The sequence below is a fragment of the Allobosea sp. 05T439 genome (assembly GCF_056396005.1).
Genome location: NZ_JBFTKP010000018.1, coordinates 36,285 through 58,480, shown reverse-complemented (window position 1 = coordinate 58,480; position 22,196 = coordinate 36,285). Strand labels below are relative to the sequence as shown.

The 22,196-nt window shown below is 64.7% G+C and carries 21 protein-coding genes and 5 pseudogenes; 16 read left to right on the top strand and 10 right to left on the bottom strand.

Annotated elements, in window-relative coordinates; genetic code table 11:
• Window positions 1–5 precede the first annotated feature (5 nt).
• On the top strand, window positions 6–1,523 hold the full coding sequence (locus tag AC1DIO_RS20775) for a hydrogenase large subunit (RefSeq protein ID WP_476768005.1): 1,518 nt from the start codon (window positions 6–8) through the stop codon (window positions 1,521–1,523).
• Between the two features lie 9 nt (window positions 1,524–1,532).
• Window positions 1,533–2,063, top strand: coding sequence for an NADH-quinone oxidoreductase subunit B family protein (locus AC1DIO_RS20770; RefSeq protein ID WP_476768004.1), 531 nt, complete (start codon window positions 1,533–1,535; stop codon window positions 2,061–2,063).
• A gap of 66 nt (window positions 2,064–2,129) precedes the next feature.
• Here the strand turns inward: AC1DIO_RS20770 and AC1DIO_RS20765 are convergent, their stop codons facing one another.
• Together AC1DIO_RS20765 and AC1DIO_RS20760 are read right to left on the bottom strand one after the other, a co-directional pair.
• Entirely contained in the window at window positions 2,130–2,864 is a 735-nt protein-coding gene (locus tag AC1DIO_RS20765; protein ID WP_476768003.1) for a spermidine synthase, read from the bottom strand.
• A gap of 240 nt (window positions 2,865–3,104) precedes the next feature.
• Window positions 3,105–3,872, bottom strand: a pseudogene (locus AC1DIO_RS20760) (YoaK family protein); the annotation flags it as partial.
• Between the two features lie 212 nt (window positions 3,873–4,084).
• On the opposite strand from AC1DIO_RS20760, the gene AC1DIO_RS20755 reads away from it, so the two are divergent.
• The 5 genes and pseudogenes from AC1DIO_RS20755 to AC1DIO_RS20735 form a co-directional block, all read left to right on the top strand.
• The gene (locus AC1DIO_RS20755; protein WP_476768002.1) at window positions 4,085–4,240 is read left to right on the top strand and encodes a universal stress protein; all 156 of its coding nucleotides are present in this window, start codon (window positions 4,085–4,087) and stop codon (window positions 4,238–4,240) included.
• 167 nt (window positions 4,241–4,407) lie between these two features.
• Window positions 4,408–4,524, top strand: a complete 117-nt coding sequence (locus AC1DIO_RS20750; protein ID WP_476768001.1) for a universal stress protein — start codon at window positions 4,408–4,410, stop codon at window positions 4,522–4,524.
• A 104-nt stretch (window positions 4,525–4,628) separates the two neighbouring features.
• Window positions 4,629–4,803, top strand: a pseudogene (locus tag AC1DIO_RS20745) (IS3 family transposase); the annotation flags it as partial.
• A gap of 333 nt (window positions 4,804–5,136) precedes the next feature.
• A complete protein-coding gene (locus AC1DIO_RS20740) occupies window positions 5,137–6,030 on the top strand; it encodes a tyrosine-type recombinase/integrase (protein WP_476768000.1) in 894 nt (297 codons plus the stop codon).
• A pseudogene (locus AC1DIO_RS20735) lies at window positions 5,994–6,182 on the top strand (transposase zinc-binding domain-containing protein); the annotation flags it as partial. The gene AC1DIO_RS20740 and the pseudogene AC1DIO_RS20735, both read left to right, overlap by 37 nt.
• A gap of 325 nt (window positions 6,183–6,507) precedes the next feature.
• Here AC1DIO_RS20735 and AC1DIO_RS20730 read toward each other — a convergent pair.
• Window positions 6,508–7,670, bottom strand: a pseudogene (locus AC1DIO_RS20730) (IS110 family RNA-guided transposase).
• A gap of 68 nt (window positions 7,671–7,738) precedes the next feature.
• On the opposite strand from AC1DIO_RS20730, the pseudogene AC1DIO_RS20725 reads away from it, so the two are divergent.
• Window positions 7,739–8,766 (top strand): annotated as a pseudogene (locus AC1DIO_RS20725) (IS91 family transposase); the annotation flags it as partial.
• Between the two features lie 671 nt (window positions 8,767–9,437).
• Here the strand turns inward: AC1DIO_RS20725 and AC1DIO_RS20720 are convergent.
• Window positions 9,438–10,127 carry a transposase gene (locus AC1DIO_RS20720; RefSeq protein ID WP_476834152.1) on the bottom strand — a complete coding sequence of 230 codons (690 nt, stop codon included), beginning with the start codon at window positions 10,125–10,127 and terminating at the stop codon, window positions 9,438–9,440.
• 310 nt (window positions 10,128–10,437) lie between these two features.
• Between AC1DIO_RS20720 and AC1DIO_RS20715 the strand changes: the two genes are divergently transcribed.
• Window positions 10,438–10,671 carry a hypothetical protein gene (locus tag AC1DIO_RS20715; protein WP_476767999.1) on the top strand — a complete coding sequence of 78 codons (234 nt, stop codon included), beginning with the start codon at window positions 10,438–10,440 and terminating at the stop codon, window positions 10,669–10,671.
• Window positions 10,672–10,851: 180 nt separating this feature from the next.
• Here the strand turns inward: AC1DIO_RS20715 and AC1DIO_RS20710 are convergent, their stop codons facing one another.
• From AC1DIO_RS20710 to AC1DIO_RS20695, 4 genes are all read right to left on the bottom strand, one after another.
• Window positions 10,852–11,301, bottom strand: a complete 450-nt coding sequence (locus AC1DIO_RS20710) for a lipocalin family protein (RefSeq protein WP_476767998.1) — start codon at window positions 11,299–11,301, stop codon at window positions 10,852–10,854.
• Window positions 11,302–11,545: 244 nt separating this feature from the next.
• Complete coding sequence (locus AC1DIO_RS20705; RefSeq protein ID WP_476834153.1) at window positions 11,546–12,781, bottom strand: class I SAM-dependent methyltransferase; 1,236 nt, start codon at window positions 12,779–12,781, stop codon at window positions 11,546–11,548.
• A complete protein-coding gene (locus tag AC1DIO_RS20700; RefSeq protein WP_476767996.1) occupies window positions 12,778–13,581 on the bottom strand; it encodes a DUF1365 domain-containing protein in 804 nt (267 codons plus the stop codon). The genes AC1DIO_RS20705 and AC1DIO_RS20700 overlap by 4 nt, the downstream gene beginning before the upstream one ends.
• Complete coding sequence (locus AC1DIO_RS20695) at window positions 13,578–14,936, bottom strand: NAD(P)/FAD-dependent oxidoreductase (RefSeq protein ID WP_476767995.1); 1,359 nt, start codon at window positions 14,934–14,936, stop codon at window positions 13,578–13,580. The genes AC1DIO_RS20700 and AC1DIO_RS20695 overlap by 4 nt, the downstream gene beginning before the upstream one ends.
• 134 nt (window positions 14,937–15,070) lie before the next feature.
• Between AC1DIO_RS20695 and AC1DIO_RS20690 the strand changes: the two genes are divergently transcribed.
• The 6 genes from AC1DIO_RS20690 (at window position 15,071) to AC1DIO_RS20665 (ending at window position 19,179) form a co-directional block, all read left to right on the top strand.
• Window positions 15,071–15,637 carry a hypothetical protein gene (locus AC1DIO_RS20690; protein WP_476767994.1) on the top strand — a complete coding sequence of 189 codons (567 nt, stop codon included), beginning with the start codon at window positions 15,071–15,073 and terminating at the stop codon, window positions 15,635–15,637.
• Window positions 15,638–15,692: 55 nt separating this feature from the next.
• The gene (locus AC1DIO_RS20685; RefSeq protein WP_476767993.1) at window positions 15,693–16,061 is read left to right on the top strand and encodes a DUF2147 domain-containing protein; all 369 of its coding nucleotides are present in this window, start codon (window positions 15,693–15,695) and stop codon (window positions 16,059–16,061) included.
• A gap of 88 nt (window positions 16,062–16,149) precedes the next feature.
• On the top strand, window positions 16,150–16,737 hold the full coding sequence (locus AC1DIO_RS20680; RefSeq protein ID WP_476768014.1) for a sigma-70 family RNA polymerase sigma factor: 588 nt from the start codon (window positions 16,150–16,152) through the stop codon (window positions 16,735–16,737).
• Window positions 16,734–17,360, top strand: coding sequence for a ChrR family anti-sigma-E factor (locus AC1DIO_RS20675; RefSeq protein ID WP_476835472.1), 627 nt, complete (start codon window positions 16,734–16,736; stop codon window positions 17,358–17,360). Before AC1DIO_RS20680 ends, AC1DIO_RS20675 begins: the two co-directional genes overlap by 4 nt.
• Window positions 17,321–18,157: a DUF1295 domain-containing protein gene (locus AC1DIO_RS20670; protein WP_476767991.1), complete on the top strand. Its 837-nt coding sequence runs from the start codon at window positions 17,321–17,323 to the stop codon at window positions 18,155–18,157. Before AC1DIO_RS20675 ends, AC1DIO_RS20670 begins: the two co-directional genes overlap by 40 nt.
• Complete coding sequence (locus AC1DIO_RS20665) at window positions 18,157–19,179, top strand: SAM-dependent methyltransferase (RefSeq protein ID WP_476767990.1); 1,023 nt, start codon at window positions 18,157–18,159, stop codon at window positions 19,177–19,179. Before AC1DIO_RS20670 ends, AC1DIO_RS20665 begins: the two co-directional genes overlap by 1 nt.
• Window positions 19,180–19,198: 19 nt before the next feature.
• Here AC1DIO_RS20665 and AC1DIO_RS20660 read toward each other — a convergent pair whose 3' ends face one another.
• Window positions 19,199–19,612 (bottom strand): DUF2177 family protein, encoded by a 414-nt coding sequence (locus tag AC1DIO_RS20660; protein WP_476767989.1) that lies wholly within the window; start codon window positions 19,610–19,612, stop codon window positions 19,199–19,201.
• Between the two features lie 290 nt (window positions 19,613–19,902).
• Here AC1DIO_RS20660 and AC1DIO_RS20655 point away from each other — a divergent pair, with 290 nt between their 5' ends.
• Complete coding sequence (locus AC1DIO_RS20655) at window positions 19,903–20,610, top strand: alpha/beta hydrolase (protein WP_476767988.1); 708 nt, start codon at window positions 19,903–19,905, stop codon at window positions 20,608–20,610.
• Between the two features lie 734 nt (window positions 20,611–21,344).
• Here AC1DIO_RS20655 and AC1DIO_RS20650 read toward each other — a convergent pair.
• Window positions 21,345–22,121, bottom strand: coding sequence for an IclR family transcriptional regulator (locus AC1DIO_RS20650; RefSeq protein ID WP_476767987.1), 777 nt, complete (start codon window positions 22,119–22,121; stop codon window positions 21,345–21,347).
• Window positions 22,122–22,196: the final 75 nt, after the last annotated feature.

Sequence of the window (22,196 nt, the reverse complement as noted above, 5' to 3'; positions counted from 1 at the left end):
AGCGGATGCCGACGCTGCTCGACATGGTCGCGACCGGCCGCCTGATCGAAGCGCATCGACCATGCCCGCGGGTCGTGGTGAGCCAATCCCTCTGGCAGACCGTGATGTTGTGGCTTGCCCAAGGGCATTGCACCTTGCTCGGGCTTTGGGGGGAGGCCGAAGCGGTTCACATGGCCCTCCTCGACGAGGACGGAGGAAGCGTCGTTGTTGTCACGATGCCGCTGACCGAGGGACCGGTCCCCTCGGTCAGCCAGGTCCATCCTCCGGCCCTCCGCCTGGAGCGCACGCTCCGGGATCTGTTCGGGATCGAGCCGGCGGGGCTGCCGGATGCACGGCCCTGGCTCGATCATGGTCGGTGGGAGCTGCGCAAGCCATTGGCTCACCATACCGAAGCAGCCGGAGAGCCGGCAGCCTATCCATTCCTCGGCGCGGAAGGCGAAGGCTTGCATCAGATTCCGGTCGGCCCGGTGCACGCAGGCATCATCGAGCCGGGCCATTTTCGCTTCACCGCCAATGGCGAGACGGTGGTGCGGCTCGAGGAGCGGCTGGGTTACACCCACAAGGGCATCGAGTCGCTGATGGCGGGCGCCTCCATCGAACAGGCCGCGCGCCTCGCCGGCCGCACCTCGGGCGACAGCACGGTCGCCTATGCGTTCGCATTCGCCCGGGCCGTCGAAACGGCGCTTGGCGTCGACGTGCCGCCGCGCGCCGTCTGGCTGCGGGCCCTGATGGCCGAGCTCGAGCGTCTCGCCAATCATTTCGGAGATATCGGCGCGATCTGCAACGACGCCGCCTTCGCGCTCCTGCATGCCCATACCAGCGTCCTGCGCGAGCGCGTGCTGCGGACCGCGGCTGCCTGCTTCGGGCACCGCCTGATGATGGACTGCATCGTGCCCGGCGGCAGCGCTGCAGATCTCACTGCGGAGGGCGCCGGGCAAATCCGCGAATTGGCCGGTATCGCCGGGAAGGCCTTTCCGGCGCTGGTMGAGCTCTATGACAATACCGCCTCGCTTCAGGACAGGACGGTCGGAACCGGGTTTCTCAGCCCGACGCTGGCCCGGCACTATGGTTGCGGAGGCTATGTCGGTCGGGCATCCGGGCGGAACTTCGATGCCCGCCGCGACCTCGCCTATGCGCCCTATGACAGTTTGCGCTTCGATGTTCCCGTGCGCGGCGATGGCGATGTCAATGCACGGGTCTGGATCCGCATCCAGGAGGTCCTGCAGAGCCTCGCACTGATCGAGCAGATTCTCGACGCCTTACCGGCGGGCGGCGAGCTGCGCGCGCCTTTGGGAGCGACGGGCAAGCCTGCCGAGGGTCTGGCGCTGGTCGAAGGGTTCCGTGGCGATGTTCTCGCCTGGCTGCGCCTGCGGGCCGACGGGAGCGTCGACCGCTGCCATTTGCGCGATCCGTCCTGGTTCCAGTGGCCTGTGCTGGAGGCGGCGATCGAGGGCAACATCGTCGCCGATTTCCCCCTCTGCAACAAATCGTTCAACTGCTCCTATTCCGGGCACGACCTCTAGGTAGGCGCCATGCGGAAGATCCTGTTCGAAAGCCTCGTCAAGGCCCCGCTCACCGAACCCATCCGCAGCGAGGCCGACGCCGAGATCGCCGCGCTCGCAGCCCAGCTCGACCACGCCACCCGAACCAGGCTCGGCCACAGCCTGTCCATCCGGCAGGTCGATGCCGGCTCGTGCAATGGCTGCGAACTTGAGATCCATGCCCTCGGCAACGCCTTCTACGATCTGGAGCGTTTTGGATTGAGGTTCGTCGCCTCGCCGCGGCATGCCGACGTCCTGCTCGTGACCGGGCCCGTCACCAGGAACATGAGCGAAGCTCTGCTGAGGACCTACCAAGCGACTCCCGCGCCCAAATGGGTCGTGGCCGCCGGAGCCTGCGCTTGCGATGGCGGCGTCTTCGCCAGCGGCTATGCCTGCCTCGGCGGCGTCTCGGCGGTCGTTCCGGTCGACCTGCGCATTCCCGGCTGCCCGCCGACCCCGGTCGCATTGCTCAAGGGGCTGCTTGCACTCATGGTGTACGGTAAGGCAGGCGCCTCGCTGTGACGCTCGCGGCCCGCCGCCAGAGCATGCTCTAAGCTATGAGAGTCGATCACGCTGCGTTTGGACGATTTAGTCCGAACGCAGCGTGATCGAGCGTAGCCGCGGGCGCCGGATGGACCAGCTCTGGAATTCCGCGGCGATGACCGCGGGAAAGGAGTCCTCATCCAGCTCGAGCCGACGCTCCGGCGCACACATGATGACGGCGTTGCGTTCCGGTTCTCCAACGGCTTCGTCGATGATCCAGCCATTCAGATCCGGTCCTGTCAGGTCGGCCGTGATCTGATCGGGCAGCGGATTCAGGTCGTGATCGACCAGGAGATTCATCGCAATTCGCCCGGAATGCGTCAGAGCACGGCGCAACGCCTGGCAGGTCTGGCGATCGAACGCGTCCCCGAACCGAAAGTCCATGCCGCCGACATCGATCGCGATGCCGTCGAAGCAGCCAGTCGTTCCGCCGAGAAAGTCCTTGAAATCGGCTACGACGCAGCGAACCCCGGGCGGCATCCAGAAATACTCCTGCGCGAGCCTGAAGCTGAGCGGATTATGGTCGACGGTCGTGACCGTCTTTCCCTGCCGGTGCAGCATCGTCGCGAGCGTGCCGCCGGCGCATCCGAGCAACAGCACATTCGTCGCCGGCCGAAGAAAATTGCTCATCAGGTGAACATAGGTGAAACAGCTTTCGCCGCTCGGCAGGGCATGGCTTTGGAATGCGTTGCCTTCGTAGTAGCGGCGGGCCCCGGTCGCCTTGTCCTCTATGATGCAAATCGTACCATGCGCCCCGTCGAAATAGCCCAACGTCCGCATTGCCCAGTCCCGTTGCGAGGGCTCCCATTCGGATGCCCGCGAACTGCACCCGGCATCAATAGTGATGCCTCGAACATCACAAATCACCATCAGGATAGCGATCCTGATGGTGGAATGCCAATCCAGATCATTGCCAACGATGCGGCTCGGACATGTCCAGGGCCAGCGGATCGGAGGCTGCGGCCGAGATCACCCACGAGGATCGTCGGCCTTTGACGTCACGCGTCGCCTGCCGATGAAATCCGCTAGCATCGGCACTCCCGCCAGCAGCAGGAGCAGGATCGCCAACGGAATCGTCGTGACGAAACCAAGGTGATTGAAGCCGAGGGCGCCCACAACGCCACCGACGAAGAACGAACCGAGCAACGAACCGAGCAAGCGTAGCTTCGCGCGATCGGCCAGGACGCGGCCGTCAGCAGGGCCGGATGTCCTGTTCCAATAAAACAGCTTCCCCAACTCGATGCCGATATCCGTGACCACGCCCGTCATGTGCGTCGTACGCATGCGGGCGCGCGAGATCTTGGTGATGATCGCGTTCTGCAGCCCCATGATGAAGCAAAGGAGCGGCACGGCGACAAACAGGAAAAACGGCACATGGTCGCGGACACTGCCGATGAGGCCGAAGCTCAGAAGCAGCCCCGCCTCGAACAGGAGCGGGAAGGCATATTGGCCGCCGGCATGATGCCGCCGGCCCCAGTTGATCAAAACCGCCGAGCAGGCCGCGCCGATGACGAACGACAGGAAGGCGCCGATGCCGCCAAGCACGAGACCGACGCCACCCAGGGCAAGATTATCTGCCATGGACGAGATCATGCCGGACATATGAGAGGTGTACTGGCCCACGGCGAGAAAGCCGCCCGCATTCACGGCGCCAGCGACGAAACACAGCGCCAGTCCAAGCTGGGCGTCTGTTGTGTCATTGCGTTCGGAACCGACCACATCTCGCAAATGCTCGATCAATCGCGATGCCGAAGGGCGTCTTGAATCCGCTTTCAAATGAACATTCATCGACGAGCCGACGGCCCCTGCGCTCATGGAGAAAATTGGAATAAGCATATTGTGGGCCACTTCGCCAAGAAACGCGTGCCACCACTTTGTTGCGGAGCGCCCTTATTTTGGGCCCCTGCCACACCGATATGCTGTTCATTGGGAGCAGCCTCGTGCGGCACGCGTGACGCCCACGCCTCTACTCGCGCTTTGCTGCCGCGGGGGAGGATGCAATGTACCAACACATTCTGGTTCCCACAGACGGTTCGCCCTTGTCGGCCGAAGCTGTCGATCGGGCCATACAACTCGCCAAATCCCTTAAGGCTCGACTGACGTTCCTGACTGTCACGCAGCCCTTTCACGTATTCGCTGCTGCACCCGGCATGTGACCGCAACGCTGGCAGAATATCGGGAGAGCACCAAAGCGCGAGCGCAGCAATATCTCGCAGCGGCCGGCCCAGGACAAGGCCGCGACCGCGGATGTGCCCAGCGATGCTCTCCAGGTGGAGAACGAGCACCCTTATCAGGCGATTATCGACACCGCGGCCAAGCGAGGTTGCGACCTGATCGCCATGCCTCGCACGGCCGTCGCGGCATCGCCGCGATCGTGCTCGGCAGCGAGACGGTGAAGGTCCTGACCCATTCCAAGATCCCGGTGCTCGTCTATCGCTGAGGCCCGGCCTCAGCTCAAGTGTCCGCCGTCCGCGCCCTTGAGACCATTTAGGGGTTTTCGGGCAGGGAGGATTTCTGGATCATCGCAGCCATTTTGGAGCGAAGATGAGACAGAAATCCGGGCCGAAGAAAGCGCCGGCAGAGCAGGGCGTGAAGGACATTCGGCGCGCGACGTGCCGACAGTTCTCGGCCGAAGAGAAGATCGGTATCGTGCTGGAAGGCTGCGCTGGAGAGCATTGCCGAGCCGTGCCGGTGCGAGGGGATCGCCTCGTCGATGTATTGCTGGCAAGCGGCGCCAGGCGGCTTGTCGAGGACGGCCGCCCGGTTGATCGGCGCAACCGGTTGTTCCAGGTGGAAGCGGTGGCAGAGTCAGGTTTCCGGCAGCAATCCAACTTCCGCATATGGCGCACGGCCGACGGGTAGCCGAAGTGCGAGCGCAACGGCCGGGTCGGGTGGATAGCCGAAGTTCGCCAGTGCCGCGCCCCAGGACCGGATGCGCCATAGGACTAACCCGCTCTCGCGGGAGGGCGCTGCAGCGTAGTCCGCGGCGAGATTTCGCATGCGCTGCATCCGAGGATTTCGGGGTCGTTCCCCCTGATCCTTGGAGGCCTCCATGACCGATCCCGTCACCGTCAGCCCGCTGCGCCAGCGGATGATCGAGGACATGACGATCCGCCAGTTCGGCGAGCACACGCAGCGCGACTATGTCCGGCAGGTCCGCGCGTTCACGGCCTTCCTCGGCTGCTCGCCCGACCGGGCCGAGCCAGAAGATCTGCGTCGCTACCAGCTGCACCTGGCGTCGTTGGACGCGAGCTATGCCCGGATGAATCAGGCCTGCATGGCGCTGCGATTCTTTTTCCACGTCACGCTCGGCCGGGCCGGCTTCGGTGACCGCATCGCGCGGATCCCGACGCCGGAGCGGCTGCCGGTGGTGCTGAGCACCGAGGAGGTCGCGCTTCTGCTGGCCCACGCGCGCAGCCTGAAGGACCAGGCGGCGCTCAGCATCGCCTATGGCTGCGGCCTGCGCGCCTCCGAGATCGCCCACCTCAAGGTCGCCGACATCGACAGCGCCCGCATGCTGATCCGGGTCGAGCAGGGCAAGGGCCGCAAGGACCGCTATGTCATGCTGGCGCCCGACCTGCTCGATCTGCTGCGGCAATGGTGGCGGATGAAGCGGCCGCGCGGCTGGCTCTTCCCCGGTCAGCAGCCGGGCCAGCCGGTCACGACGCGCCAGCTCAACCGGGCCTGCCATGCCGCGGCCGAGGCGGCGAAGCTCGACAAGCGCGTGTCCATGCACACGCTGCGGCACAGCTTCGCGACGCATCTGCTGGAACGGAAGACCGATATCCGGGTGATCCAGGTCCTGCTCGGCCCCAGGAAGCTCGACACCACCGCTCAGGACGCTGCGCGAGGTCGAAAGCCCGCTCGCCCTGCTGGCGCCGCCGCCACCGCCGTAACGGTCCGCGCCTCATGGCGCGGCCCCCATTGGAGGTCGCGGATATCCTGAACCGGCATGGCGACGCCTTCCTCGCGCGCCATCGTCTCAGCCGCGGCCAGCTCAAGGTGATCGGGGTGATCCGGGCCTGCCGGACGGCTGCGCTCGGCGGCCATGTCATGCGCTGCGGCGCCTGCGATCACGCGACGATCGCCTACAACTCCTTGTATGGGGATTTTTCTGTCAAGCTTTCCGCATGCCTTTCTAACCTCCAGACTGTCTGGGCCTCGACCGGGCGTACTGCGAACAATTCGAGGGGAGCCTGCCATCAGGCGCAAAGCATTGCGCCGCGACCTTGTATTCGGTTGGATCCGCAACGGGTCCGGACCATGAAGCAGTCAATGGCTTCGGCAGCAAGGCTCCGAGGCGGCGGGCCCATTCTGCCGACGGCATTGGAGCCATGGAGTTGTTCGGGTCACCGCCACCTCGAATCGCTACACCTGGTTCGGCGCGACAGTCGACCTGTCACGCGAGGACCAAGCCGTGTGTTTAGGGCGTTTGTCGCAACACGACGCCCGCTGGGACTTCACCGATGGTGACCATGCGCCACAGTGCAATGAGAAGTTTGCGAGCAAGTGCCACGATCATTGTTGTTTTACGCGCGCCCTTCGGGCCATCGGTCCGCGCCCGGTACCATTGCGCAAGCGCGCTTTCCTTCTGGAATCTCAACAACCGCCACGCGAGTTGGATCAAGCCGCGGCGCACGCGGGCATTGCCCGCTTTGGCCAATCCCTTCTCCCGTCGTCGCTTGCCACTCTCGTCGGGCGAGCCCGTAAGGCCAACGTAACGGGCCACGGCCCGTCGGTCTCGAAGGTTTCGAGACAAGACCTCCTGAACCAACATGTCCGCCGTTTCCAGGCCGACGCCGACGACGCGGGCCAACAGGCGCACCATGGCGTGTGGCCCCGCTGCCGGTGCTTGTTCCAGGCGCACGAGGCGGGCCTGTTCGATCACATCGATTTGTTCTCGCACCACCGCGAGCCGGACCATGTCGCGTCGGATCTCGTCGCGCGTGTTCGGTGGGATCGGCACGCCCTCCGGCGTGCGTAAAGCGTCGAGCCGTTGYGGCGCCTTTCGCAATGTCGGCTTGAATCCGCGGATGCCGAGCCGGGCTAGGGCCGCCTTCATCCGGTTGACGATCCGTGTGCGCTCACCGACCAGGCTTTCCCGTTCGCGGCTAGGACGCTTGGCATCCTCTTGCTCGAGGGTTGGGATCGCTACCATCCGGCAGTGCCCGCGCTCGCCGCGTAGCCATCCCAGGAACACACGCATGAGCATTGCCGTGTCCAGCCGATCGGTCTTCGCTCGGCGATGCTCGCGTGACACGGCGACGCTGGTCGAATGAACAACGTGCACCTCGATGTCGCGAGCCTGCAGCCATCGCGCCAGCCAAAACCCGTCGCGTCCCGCCTCAAAGGCGACGGTAATCTGCCAATCGTCCTGCCTGCCCGCACAGCCTCTACCCGCCAACGCTCCAGCAGCCGCAGGAGTGCGATCGGATCGGGCTCCTGCTTCTTCAGGGGTTCGCGCTCAACACCAGGAATCAAGCCAGCCACGAGCCAGCTGGCCTCGCTCAGCTCAATGACCGCTGTCAGAGTGGTATTCTGATCAAAAGGAGCAAGGGAACGGCTCAGATCACTTATTGGGGTCATGGGCACATCCATTCGTTTCTGGCAACGACGGTGGCACCATTTCACGCCTTCGCCGCTCTCCCCATAGCTTCTGCCGCAACCGCCGCTGCCCGCGCTGCCAGGGCGCGGCGGCGAAGGACTGGCTCGCGCACCGGCAGGCCGATCTGCTGCCCGTGCCCTACTACCATCTCGTCTTCACCCTGCCGGCGCCGATCGCCGCCATCGCCTTCCAGAACAAGGCCACCGTCTATGGCCTGCTGTTCAGGGCCGCGGCCGAGACGCTCACCAGCATCGCCGCTGCCCCGAAGCATCTCGGCGCCCGCATCGGCTTCACCTCAGTGCTGCACACCTGGGGATCGGCGATGACCCACCATCCCCAGCTCCACATCATCGCGCCCGGCGGCGGCCTCAGCGCCGACGGCGCGGGCTGGATCGCTTGCAGGCCCGGCTTCTTTCTGCCGTGCGCGTGCTCTCGCGGCTGTTCCGACGGCTCTTCCTCGAAGGGCTCGTTGACCTGCACGCAGCCGGGCGGCTCGCCTGCCATGGCGAGCTCGTCCCCTTTGCTGAAGCCAATGCCTTCGCCGCTCTGCTGGCGCCGCTGCGCCGCGCCGACTGGGTCGTCTACGCCAAGCGTCCCTTTGGCGGTCCCGATGCCGTCCTGGCCTATCTCGCCCGCTACACCCACCGCGTCGCCATCGCCAACAGCCGCCTCGTCGCCATGGATTGGCGCGGGGTCAGGTTCCGCTGGAAGGACTATCGCGCCCGCTCGTCCGGCAAGGCCTGGATCAGGACCATGACGCTGGCGGCGCACGAGTTCATCCGCCGCTTCCTGCTCCATGTCCTGCCCGACGGCTTCCACCGCATCCGCCACTACGGCCTGCTCGCATCCAGCCGGCGGGCCCCCACGATCGCCCACGTCCGGCAGATCATCGCGGCGCAGGCGCCGATCAGCCCCGTTGAAGCCGACAATGCAGAGGCTCGCGCCGAGCAGAACGATCCCCGCGGTGAAGACCCTCCGCCGTGCCCATGCTGCAGCGGCCGCATGATCCTCGTCGAGCGCTTCGCTCCGGGTTCTGCCCCGCACACCATCCTCGCCGTCAGGATCGACACATCATGACGACGGCTCGGGGGCTCCATCTCGACAGAACAGGGCCGGTCTCGGGCAGAGAGCGGGCGACCCTGCGCGGCCCGACGGCGCAGACAGAGCTCGCGTCCGTCCCGGATCGACCCTGCGCCCAGAAAAAAACCCGGCTCCCCGCGCCCCGACCGGCGCGTCCCATGCCAGCCGGCTCCCGCGCGCAAGCCCTCAATCCAGGCCGCGCGGCGAAATCCCCATAGCACCGGCCGACGCGGGCTCCGTCGCCTTTTGCTGGGCAGCCAGACCTCCGAGGCAGTTCGGTACCCGTTCTAGTGGTCATGTAGTGCAGATGCGGCGAAGGCAGCAGGGAGCGATTGATCGTATCGGCTGAATGTCCAAACGCATTTGCACTACGCCGCGCTGCATTTCAGGTCGGGGGCCGGGAAACGTCCGCAGCCCACCCGACAAAGGCATTCGCTGTGACCGATTATCGTTTGCGCAGCGTCATGCCGATATGACGCGAGCCTGGTCCGGTCCGACGATCGCGAGACTGATCGATCCGTCTCGCGATCGGACGAAATTAGTGGATGAACTGTTCGCGCGCTCTGCGCAGCGTCTCGCCACCGACCCAAGAAAGCACGAGCCTACATGGCCGTCGCACTTCTTGCCAAGGCGCCTTGATTTTCCGATGTCGGCGCGGCCTCGGAGGCTTACCAAAGCCTAGCCTCGTCTTGTCGGCAGCATCCGATCTGTTGCTGGAGATCGTCGAACAGGCTCAATTCGAGCTGCTGCTCCACGGTTGACGCGAAGTGTGACGGGACCGTTCGCGAAGAGTGCGACAACAAGCGCCGAAGAGCCTGAAAGAAAACCGCATCGCTGCACGGTGCAGCAAGATTGTCGAGAGCGGCGAGGAAACGCTCGTAGCGTGCCCGATAGATCGCGTGCCCTGGTTTCGGCGGTAACGAGCATTCTGGCAGAGGGACCCGGATTTCGAAATGTGGCAAGGCCGCCGGAGGCGGAGTATCGGGATGGCTTTTCTCCGCCGCGAGCCCTACGGCGATTTTGTCCTTCAGATGACGGACCGTCCGGACGGAGATGCCGAGAATTCGCCCGAGCTTTTGCAAACTCAGGCGTTGGCCGCTCGACATCAGCAGGTAAAGCCCCTGCAACCAGACATGGAGCGGGACGTGGCTGTTGTGAAAGATCGTGCCGTGCTTCACCGAGAAAGGCTTTCGGCAATGATAGCATTTCCACGTGCCAATTGAACTGCTTGGCCCGCTGAGGCGTCCGAGGCGGGACCTTTCCCCACAATGCGGGCAAACCGGTCCATCGCGCCAGTTCAAGACCTCCAGAGCGCGAAAGGCGGCCCGTTCGTCGTGCAAGCGGATAGCGTCCGGCATGGCGAGCCTCTGGAGCGCGGCAGGATGTCCCTGGCTCGCCTGAGCCGAGCGGCGAACGCCGGCTCAGGCAGGCTTCATGACAGGGCCAGGCCGCAGCTTTCTGGGTACCCGTCCAGCCCGACACACACCGGGCGCCGCCCMCGGTGCAGGCATCCATGCTCTTGCAGGCGAGCGTCGACAGGCCGGGGCCGATGAGGGATTCAAACACCCATCGCGGTTGGTCACTTTGAGTTAAATCAAAATGCGCTGACTTTTGGGAGGAAGCTGAGGAGGTTGGCTGGCACCGGCTGCTCCTGATGAAGAAACCATCGTGATCGAACTTTCGAAGCAGCGCGTGGTCGCTAACAACCAGTTCTTGAAGATCCAAACCCGAGCGAGTTCCCACGCCAGGATTGTCTCCGAAACGGAGAGGCTGATCCAGCAGCGTGCAGACAACATGCTCAGGCATCACGGACTGCGGATGGCCAAGCAGGCTTCTGACAGGCAGGGAGCGCTCGCGGCGCAGGTCAGCATGAAAGGACGCCCGAGGCCCGGCTTCAAGTAGCACCGGACTACATTTGCCATCCACAACCGTAACGAGAGCCCAAGGCTGATTTTAGGCACCTTGCACCAGATCGTTTTGCTAGGTCGCGCCGCACCACCCTGCAGGCTGATATACGAAAGCCTGCCGGATCGCACGGACGAACCCGACTGGGCGCGCCGACGGTCAAACTCCGGCACTTGGCTATTGCTGCGTTCGCCTCAGTAACGCGGCGTCGTAACCGAGCATCTTTGCTCTGCCCACGAGAGCAGAATATTGCTGCGGAGTGACAACGGGGCTTCGCGTCAAGATCCAGAGATAGCGCCCAGACGGTTCGCCAACGATCGACCAGGAATAATCTGGCGCCCTGTCGAGAACCCAATAGTCGCCTTCGAATGGCCAGAAGAATGTGACCTTCAGCTTCGCACCGTTGGATCCCTCGACCACGCGGGCGGATGCTTCCGCTGTTTTCAGACCACCAGATGGATTGCCCTGCCGGCAGGAGTTGATGACAGAAACCGCCCCGTCCGCCTTGAGCGCGTATTGGGCTGAAACGGCTTCGCAGCCCTCCTGAAAACTTGCTTCATAGCGCGCCTGTTCATACCACTTGCCTAGATAGCGGGTCAGTTCGACCCGCTTGCTCGGCTGGGGCACGTTTGCGTTCCCAACTGGCCGGTTTTCCAGGGGAAGGCACGCCCCAGAGAGTGTTCCGATTCCAACGGCAAGCAGGAGCGAGAGCGGTTTCATTGCTAGTCCTCATAGGAGGGCGCTGGCCCAACGCCGGACGGATCTGGCTGTTCCGCTCCTTACCTGCTAGCAGAACGGCTTCCGGATACGCACCGTCGCCTTACCACGAAGGCCGAATGTGCCGGTCGGCACAGCACCTTCGGAGCCGCCATCAGGCTCGGCGCAGGGCCACCAAGTTCACGTCGATCCTTTGTGCGCGGAAGCCTGCCTCGCAATAGCAGAGGTAGAATTCCCACAGGCGCCGGAAAGCTTCGTCGAAGCCGAGATGAGCGATCTCGCTCCAGCGCTCCTGAAAGCGCCGGCACCACTCCTTCAGGGTCAAGGCGTAGCTTTCGCCGAAATCGAGCTGCTCGACCACGGCGAGAGCGGCAGCCTCGGCACTATTCTTCAGCACCGGGACCGACGGCAGGCTGCCTCCGGGGAAGATGTAGCGCTGGATGAAATCGGTGCCCTGCTGGTAGCTTTCGAACAACGCATCGTCGATCGTGATCGCCTGCAGGACGACGCGACCGCCGGGTTTCAATGAGCGGTTCAGGGTATCGAAGTAAGACGGCCAATAGGCGCGGCCGACTGCCTCGATCATCTCGATCGAAACGATGCGGTCGAACTGCCCGGCGATGTCGCGATAGTCCCTGAGATCGATGGTAACGCGCTCGGACAGGCCTGCATCGGCCATGCGCTTTCGTGCGGCTTCGAGCTGTGCCGGCGACAGGGTGATGGCCGTCACGCGGCAGCCCTCGCGGGCCAGCCGCTCCGCCAGCGCACCCCAGCCGCAACCGATTTCGAGGACATGCTCGCCGCCCGAGAGGTCGAGCATGGCGACGATCCGATCGAGCCGGCGCTGCTGGGCGGCCTCGAGCGTCTCGGCCGGCGTCTCGTAGAGCGCCGAGGAATACATCATGCTGGCGTCGAGCCAGCGGGCGTAGAAGTCATTGCCGAGATCGTAATGCGCCGTGATGTTGCGGCGGCTGCCGCGGCGGGTATTGGCGTTGAGCACATGCCCCAGGCGGTTGAGCAGCCGCGCCGGCCAGGTGCCCGAGACGAGCCCCCCCAATGTCGCGTCGTTGCGCGCGCCGAGCTCGATCAAGGCCGTGAGGTCCGGCGTGTGAAGGTCGCCGTCGCGATAGGCTTCGGCCAGGCCGATATCGCCGTCGAGCAGAAGGCGGCGTATCGAGCGCCAGTTGTTCAGGATCATCGTCGCCTGCGGCCCGGGCAGACCAGGCGCGCTGCAGAGCCGTTCGCCCTCCGGCGTGAAGACCGTCAGGTGGCCGATGGCGATCCGGGAGAGCACGCGGCGCAGGAACCAGCGCGACAGGCCGATACGACCTGGCAGGGCGAGCGCCTCTTCGGGCATGCGAAAATGCTGTTCCGCGTCGGGCCGGCTCATGGCTTCATCGGTCCTTTCGCATGGGTAGTCACGGCTCTGCCGAGAGTGAAGGAGTGCTCGGGCGCCTCCGGATGGGGCCGCCAGGAAATCCGCTTCGCCAGCAGGCGCAGTGCGTGCCAGTGGATGGCCGCGGTGACCTTCAGCGTGAGCAGCGGATGGGTTGCGAGCAACCGCAGCAGGGCCGCGTCGCTCAGTTCCGTTCGCTTGCCGCTCAACACGGCGGTGATCAGGCGTCCCTCGGCGTCGCTCCCCTCGATGGCGACGGAGACGCGCTCTACCGGCGAGGTGACCGTAAAGGCGTAGCGCATGTCGAGATTCATGAACGGCGAGACGTGGAAGACTTTGTCGGCCTCCTGCCTGAGCGCGCCTTCCGAGATCTCGGCAGGCGCCACATAGCTATGGATCTCGCCGAAGGTGTTGTGCACCTCGTAGACGGTCGCGCAGAGGCTGCCGTCGCGGCGGTAGCAGAAATAGGTGCTGAGCGGATTGAACGCGTAGCCGAGGATGCGCGGCATGGTCAGCAGGCGGATCGGGCCGCCGTCATGCGCGATCCCGGCTTTGGTCAGGGTTTCCTCGATCTGGGGCCGCAGAGGCCGCCCGCTGCGATCCCCGTAATCCGCGTCGCGAAAGGCATAGAGATTGAAGCGGTTGCGCGAGAAGAAGCTGAGCTTCGCCGACAGCCGATCGATCTCGTCGAGATCGAGCAGCATCCAGAACACGCGATTGGCCAGCGCATGCGGGCGCGGCCGGAACCGATGATGCCTGACACGGCCGACATAGAGGGCGGATTGCAAGGTCATGCGGCCTGCTCCAACCGCGGCAGGATCGGAATGCGGCCGGATTCGTTGCGGACGCTCCATGGCCGGCGGACGCCGCCGAGCGCCTCGGCGACGGCAAGCCCCGCCTGCAGACCATCCTCGTGGAAGCCCGATCCGAAATAGGCGCCGCAGAACCAGCTTCGGCGCATGCCTTGCAAAGACCAGAGCCGTTCCTGCGCGTCGAGCGCCGCCGCGTCGAACAGCGGGTGTTCGTAGCTCTCCTCGTGGAGGATGGTCTCTTCGCGCAGCGTATCCGGCGGATTGAGCGTGACGAAGAAGGGCTGAACCTCCGGCAGGCGCTGGAGCCTGTTCATCCAGTAGGTGACCGCGCAGGCAGAATCCGGCTGCGCGCGATGACCGATATGGTTCCAGCTTGCCCAGGCGCGGCGGCGCTTCGGCATCAGTGTTTCATCACCATGCAGCACGGCGCGGTTGCGGCTGTAGCGGAAGGCGCCCAGCGCCTTGGCTTCAGTCGGGCTGGGATCGGCGAGCATGGCGAGCGTCTGATCGGCATGACAGGCAAAGACGACATGGTCGAAGGTTTCTGCCCACCCTTCGCCCGTCAGGACGACATCGTTGGCTTGGCGCAGGACCTGCCTGACCGGCGATCCGGCCCGGACTTCGCCCGAAAAGGCTGCCCGCAGTTTCTGCACATAGACGCTGCTGCCGCCTGTGATGGTGCGCCAGACCGGCCGGTCGCTGAGTTGGAGCAGCCCGTGATTGTGATGGAAGCGCAGGAAGGCGGCGGCCGGATAGGACAGGATCTCCCAGCAGGGAGCCGACCAGATCGCCGCCGCCATCGGCAGGAGATGATCGTCCCGGAAAGCGGCGCTGTACCCACCGGCTGCAAGATAGTCGCCGAGCGAGATATCAGCCGCGCGCCCCGCCAGCGCGTCCCTCGATGCGTTCCGGTAGAAGCGGGTAATGTCCTGCAGCATGGCCCAGAAGCGCGGGCGCACGAGATTGCTGCGCTGGGCGAACAGTCCTGCGACGCTGGTGCCACTATATTCAAGCCGCCCACCATCGAGCGACACGGCGAAGGACATCTCGGTCGGCTGCGTGGCGACGCGCAAATGGTCCATCAGCGCGATGAAGTTCGGATAGGTCGCCTCGTTGTAGACGATGAAACCGGTATCGACCGCCGTCTTGCCGCCGGCACCCGCAACGCGAACCGTGTTGGCGTGGCCGCCAAGGCGAGGCGCGGCCTCGAACAACACCACGTCATGCGCCTGCCCCAGCAGCCAGGCCGCCGAGAGACCGGAGATGCCGGCACCGATCACGGCGATCCGCATCGCCTTGCCCTGTGCCCGTTCCATCGTCGCTGCTTCATTGCTCATGACGGGTATACGCGGCACGGGCCGGACTGGATTTGCCGCCGCGCGCGCAAAAACGCGCCGGCCGAGTGACCCGTCAACGCACCTCCTGCGTAATCGAAGAAAGACCGAGACTTTCCGCGAGGGCGACGATGCTAATGAGCCGAATGAAGCGGGTGGTTACTTCGATCAGCGCCTACGCAGCGCATCCCGATCCGCGGGCCGCGATCGCCAATACCGTCGCGCTCGTGATCGTCTCCAACCAGCCATTCTATCCGCTCTATCTGGATTGGGCTGTCTCACCGGTCATTGCGCCTTCCTATGCCACCTTCCTCTCGACGCCCTTCTTCGTGGCGGTGCCAGCTGCCATGCGGCGCAGTGCCTTGCTCGGGCGATCGCTGCTTCTCGCCGCCGGCATCGGCAATACGTTGCTCTGCCGGGCCGCCTTTGGTCCGGGCTCAGGGGTCGAGGTCATCCTGTTTCCTTGCCTCATGCTGTCGCTGATGCTGTTTCGCCGCGCGGAGCGCCTCTTCGCTCTCGGCTTCGCGGGGCTGGCCTTCGTCGCCTATTTGCTGCCGGCCGCCTTCCTGGGGGCGCCGACACATCTGTACGGGCCCGACGAATACGCAGCCTTGCAGCGCCTGAATTTTCTGAGCGCTGCATCCCTGACCGCCCTGATCGGATGGCTGTTCGTCGGGCGTCTCGACAAATTCGCGCGCCGATGAAACCAGCGACACCCACGGAGCGTAGACGAGACGCATTCGCCGAAAGAACCTCATCATGACGCGCCTTCCGCTTGTCCTCGCCCTCGTCGCTTTTTCTGCCCACAGCGTTGCCGCAAGCGATCTCGACGGGACATGGTTGCGCGACGACGGCAATGCACGCGTGCGGATCGCGCCCTGCGGCGACAAGATCTGCGCCACCAATCTCTGGATCGGCGACCCCAGCAAGGGCGAGGCGGCCGGCGACAAGCTCGTCATGACGCTGGCCCGCCAGCCCGACGGGACCTTCTCCGGCAACGCCTACGACCCCAAGCGCGACTGGACCTACTCGATGACAATCACGGCGACACCGAGTGCGCTGACCACGCGCGGCTGCATCGTCGGGCGCCTGATCTGCCGTGACGTGAACTGGAAGGCCGTGGAGTGATGACGCCCGATCTCGTCCCGGTGATCCAGTGCGGAGCCGGCCGCGTATCTCGTATATGGTTCCCGCACTCGCCCTGACCGTCGACGGCATGCGCAACGCGGGAGCTGTCGCGCAAGGAGGTCGGTTTATCGTCTTGTTCGACCCCAACAGTCTGATTGCCGCCATTGCTCGCTCGGGCGACCGGGCGGCCTTTTCTGCGCTGTTCGACCATTTCGCGCCACGCGTGAAGGGATTGCTGATGCGCGGCGGCGCCCCTGCCGAGCTAGCAGAGGAGGTCGCGCAGGAAACGCTCTTGGCCGTCTGGCGCAAGGCAGCCCTGTTCGATCCGGCGAAGGCCAGCGCCTCGACCTGGATCGCAACGATCGCGCGCAACCTGCGCATCGACATCGCCCGCCGTGAGACCCGTTCGCGGCTGTCGCAAGTTTACGAGATCTTGGATGAAGAAGCCCCAGAACAACCCGATGCGATGCTCTCCGGCGCCGAACGCGATGCGCGCGTGCGGGCCGCGATGACCCAGCTTTCACCCGACCAGTACCGCGTCGTCGAACTCGCCTTCATAGAAGGCTTCAGTCATCAGGATGTCGCCAATCGCCTCGCCATCCCGCTGGGCACGGTGAAATCCCGCTTGCGCCTGGCACTGTCGCACCTGCGCGGCCGGCTGGAGGATCTGCGATGAGCATCTTGCATCGCCCGTCCGACGAGACGCTTGCCGCCTTCGCAGCGGGACAGCTCGACGAAGGCCTGGCGGTCGTCGTCGCCTGCCATATCGAGGCAAACCAGGAGAGCCGGCGGCGCCTGCGCGAGATCCAGGCCGTACAAGGCGCGCTGCTGGATGCAGTCGAGCCAGTCGCAATGGGTTCCGGCCCAAGTCCTGCGGCCATTGCGGCACGACCCGAGGCAGCGTCGGTTGCGGCCGCCCCGATGTCCGAAGCCGGGATGCCCAAGGTGCTGCGTCCCTATGGCCTCGGTCCCTGGCGCCCGATCGGCATCCGCATCGCCATGCGACGCGTCGAGGTTCCCGGAGCAGAAGCGCGCGTCTTCATGCTGCGCGCCGGGCCCGGAATCTCCCTGCCGCACCACAAGCATACCGGGTTCGAATGGACCACGATTCTCGCTGGCGCCTATGAGCATGAATATGGGCGCTACGCAGCCGGCGATTTCGACGAGGCCGATGCCGAGCATGACCATACGCCGCGGGTCGATCCCGTCGAGGGCTGCACCTGCATCGTCGCGATGACCGGGAGCGTGCAGTTGCAGGGATGGCTCGGCCAGCTGCTGCAACCGCTGGTGCGGTTTTGACGATCGCGTCCTTCGCAGCAGCTCTGGTCTTCGTGGCCGTGGCCATGTCGGCCTTCATGGCCTTGGCTACACTGGTCGAGCGCCGCACCGGCAATTCCGGCTGGATTGACGTGGTCTGGACTTTCGGGCTGGGCCTGACGGGTATCGCCGGCGCTTTGCTGCCTTTCGGGGCGGGGCCAATGTCACGACGCTGCGCCGTGGGGGGGCTCGCATTGGCCTGGGCGCTTCGGCTCGGCCTGCACATCGCGCGACGGACGGCCGGCATCACCGAAGATCCCCGCTATGCCAAGCTGAAGCGGGACTGGGGCAGCGCCGCACCACAACAACTGGCCCGGCTGCTGCAGATGCAGGCGCTGGTCAGCATTCCCCTGGGATTGGGGATCCTCCTCGCGGCACATAGCCCCGCGCCAGCGCTGGGCTGGCGAGATTTTGCTGGTGTCGCCGTGTTCGCCGCCGGCCTTGTAGGAGGCGCCATTGCCGATGCGCAATTGCGGGCCTTCGCGCGCTCGGGAGCGGGCGGCGTCTGCGACTCTGGCCTGTGGCGCTGGTCGCGGCATCCCAACTACTTCTTCGAGTGCCTGCTCTGGTGCTCCTATCCCGTGATCGCGCTCGCGACCGGCTACCCCTGGGGCTGGCTCGCCTTGCTGGCGCCGGCCTGCATCACGCTCCTGCTCACCCGCATCTCCGGCATACCGCCCCTGGAAGAGCACATGCTCGCCAAGCACGGCGAGGCCTATCGCGCATACCAGCATCGAACCAGAGCCCTGATCCCGCTGCCGCCGAAAGGAGCGACGTGATGACGATCATGCAGAAGCTTTCGACCTGGGGCGAAGGGCTGCCCGTTCCCGATGCCGTCAGCCGCATGGTGATCGGGTCGCTGGTCGGGCGCACGGCGCGCGCGCTGGCGGCGCAGTCGGCCGATGCCGCAGCCTTCGCCCGTGGCATGGCGGACTTTCCGATCGCCGTTCATACCGATGCCGCCAACGCGCAGCACTACGAGGTGCCGGCCGCCTTCTTCGATCAGGTGCTCGGTCCGCGGCGCAAGTATTCCTGCTGCTACTATGCCGATCCCGGCGATACGTTGGCCGCAGCAGAAGAGAAAGCGCTGGAACTGACCGCGGAACATGCCAGCCTGGCCGATGGCCAGGATATCCTCGAACTCGGCTGCGGCTGGGGCTCGCTGTCGCTGGGGATGGCGGAGCGCTATCCGCAGGCGCGGATCGTATCGGTCTCCAACTCGGCTTCGCAACGCGCCTATATCGAAGAGCAGGCGCAGCGCCGCCATCTMGGCAATCTCCGCGTCGTCACCGCCGACATGAACGAGTTCGAGACGGAGAAGCGTTTCGATCGCGTCGTCTCCGTCGAAATGTTCGAGCACATGGCGAACTGGCGCGAACTGCTCGGGCGCGTTCGTGGCTGGCTGAAGCCTGACGGTCGGCTCTTCATCCACGTCTTTGCCCACCGGCAGGGCTGCTACCGTTTCGACACCGCCGATACGGGCGACTGGATCGCGCAGCATTTTTTCACCGGCGGCCTAATGCCGAGCGCGACGCTCGCGCACCAATTCCCCGATCTCTTTACCGTGGAGGCCGAGTGGCGCTGGAGCGGCGAGCACTACCGCGCCACAGCCGAGGACTGGCTGGCGAATTTCGATCGCAATCTCGCGAAGATCGATCCGATCCTGCGCCAGACCTATGGCGAGGATGCGCCGCTCTGGCGCCGGCGCTGGCGGCTGTTCTTCCTGGCGACGAGCGGACTGTTCGGCCATGCCGGCGGCGACGCCTGGGGCGTCCATCACTACAGGTTGAGGGCGGCCTGACCGATTGGCCGGGCGGGGACTAGACCCAGCCCCAGCCAACAAGGCGCCGGACCACGATAAAGGCGACCCATGTGCACAGGCCGACGACGACCGTGCCATAGACGAGGTCGACGAGCGTGATCGTCAGCGTCCAGGGCCGCAGCGTAGCGTAGTTCGTCAGGTCGTAGGTCGCATAGGCCAGCAGGCCGATGAGCGCGCCATTGAGCAAGGCGGCGCTCGCGCTGCCGTCACGCAGCGCGGGCATCAGCGCGAAATCCACGACCCCTAGCGGAAAACCGAAATAGAACAGCGCCGCCGGCCAATAGCGCACCTGCTCGACGATCAGATCGCCGAGCGCAGGCCGGTAGAGCCTCGTTGTCATCGTGCCCAGCCAGATGGCGTCGCATATGCCGAAGGCGATGAGGAAGGCGACGTAACCGGCAACGAAGCGCATGGCAATCTCCCTGGTCTTGCGGGAGATACGCCGAGCGGGATGGCTTGGTTCAGTTCCGCTTGCGATCCTCGCCTATCGCCATGGAAATCCGTTCCGGGGGCGGAGCGTATAATAGGCGTTATCTCCTCGGCCCCAGGCGACCATGACGATCCGGATTATCCGACGCACCATCTTGCCGCTGCTTGCCGGACTTGCCTTGCCTGCCTGCGCAGCCCTGCGCAGCCCTGCGCCCCGGCGCCCTGACCGAAGGCGCGCGTGATGTGGCCTATGGCCCGCATCCCCGGCAGCGCATGGATATCTACGTGCCTTCCGGTGGCGGGAGAGCGCCGAAGCCGGTGGTGTTCTTCATCTATGGCGGGTCCTGGGCCAACGGGGCCAAGGAAACCTACTCCTTCGTGGGGGACGCGCTTTCGGCTCGCGGCTTTGTCACGGTGATCGCGGATTACCGCTTGGTCCCGGAGGTCCGCTTTCCGGTCTTCATCGAAGACGGCGCGCAGGCGCTGCGTTTCGTGCGAGACAACATCGCACACTTCGGCGGCGCCCCGGGGGCGATCCACCTGATGGGGCATTCGGCAGGCGCCTACAACGCGATGATGCTGACGCTGGACAAGCGTTATCTTGCCGCCGTGGGACTACGCGCCGGCGATATGCGGTCCATTGTCGGCCTCTCCGGGCCCTACGACTTTCTCCCGTTCGATATCGACGTGACGAAGGAAGCGTTTGGGAACGCGCGCGACCCCGCCCAGACTCAGCCTATCAACTTTACTAGGCGCGACGCACCGCCGGTCTTTCTCGCCACGGGATCGGAGGACACGACGGTGCTTCCGCGCAACAGCGAGCGCCTTGCGCTAGCGCTCCGAAAAGCGGGCGCGCGATCGGTGTCGCTTAAGATTTATCAGGGCCTCGGCCATGCCGGCGCAGCCATAGCGCTGTCTCGGATTCTGCAATGGCAAGCGCCGGTTCTCGACGACGTCGTCGCATTTCTTCAGGCCACTTGAGGTGGGGGGCTGGCGAGTTTTGCACCAGCAACGGTTCCACCCCGCGTTCCGCCCTGGAGCGCCGGGAAACGGACGTTCCAGATGTCGGCTAAGGGCCATCCTTCACCGTTTGGCGGTTTGCCGCGAACGTCTTACTTGGGTCGAGAGCGGGCCTTGAGCAGATCAATCGGGTATGTCCGCTTCCGGGCGATGGGCCAGAGTCGGCTATTGGCGCGTTCCGCCCCGAGGCGGGAGGGCGGTTCTGGCCAATTCCGGACTTTGACAGCGTCMGCTGTCGGGCGTCTTGGTTCATGAACCATCCGGTGTTAGCCAGTGGCCGTTAGCTATCCTTTAGGCCTTCGCCATTGGCGGCATTGTCCTCGCGGTAAATGTCGCACGTTCTCGTGAGAAGACGCGCGCTCTCCGTTGCGTGTCCGATGGTTCTGCAGCTTTCTCTCGGTGGGTCTGGAGCGCACCATTGGACTAAACCGCTCTCGCGGTAGGGCGCTGCGTCATCGTCGGTGCTGAGATTTCTCGGTTTGAAGCGCTGCATCCGAGGATTTGGCGGTCGTTCCCCCTGGTACTTGGAGGCTTCCATGACCGAGCCTGCTGTCAGCCCGCTGCGCCAGCGGAAGATCGAGAACATGACCATCCGCCGATTCGGTGAGCACACGCAGCGCGACTAAACTTCGCTCCCTGTTCCTTGATGTCACCGCATATGAAGGACTGCCCGGCGCGACCGATGACGTTGACCGCTACACCGGGCGCAGKGGTTTGATCGTCGTGCCCATGCAGCTGGCGAGCTCGTTGATATGCTCCTTCATCCACTGCTCGGTCATCAGCTCCAGCGGTACGCTGAAGGACACTGCCATGTTGGCTTCATGCGGATAGCGCCCGGCGAAGGGTAGGCCCAGCCCGCCCTGGCCCAAGAAATAATACCCCATATTGATGGCATAGCCGCGCTGCCGAGCCGCGGTCACCTGCGAGCGAACGACGGACGCATCCACCGGACGCTCCGAAGGATGCTTGATGTAGCGCTCCTCGTTCCAGGCGATGATCTGGTCGGAAGCCGCATCGTCCAGCAGCGCAAGCACCGCCAAGCTACCCGCACCCACACCCATGGGTACGCGCGCGCCGACCCCCATCGAAAACTGGTGCCGCTCGAAGCGGCTGATCATCTCGGCACAGACTGCATCCACGCCGGATTGCATCATCAGATAGACGGTGAAACCGGTGCGGCGCACAAATTCGGTCATCCCGGGCCGCATATTGTCGATCTGCGGCTCCAGCCGCGTCTGCCGGCGCGCCAGTGTCTCGACCGCTGGTCCGGAGCGGTAATGACCATAGCGGCTCCCGGGTTCAGCAAAGCCTTTTCGCAGGAGCGCGGTGAGCGTGCGATGCGTCGCCGATTTCGCGCTGCCTGCGTGCTCGGAGATTTCGGCAAGGCTCAGGCCTTCAGGCCCTGCTTGGGCGAGAATGAGGATGATGTCGAGCGCTCGCTCGGCATTGAGGGACGACTCGGATTGCTTCATAGCCAAAATGTAATTCCTAATATCGGAATTTCAATAAGTTCTTTGTGCCAAATAACGGAATACATTGACAGCGAT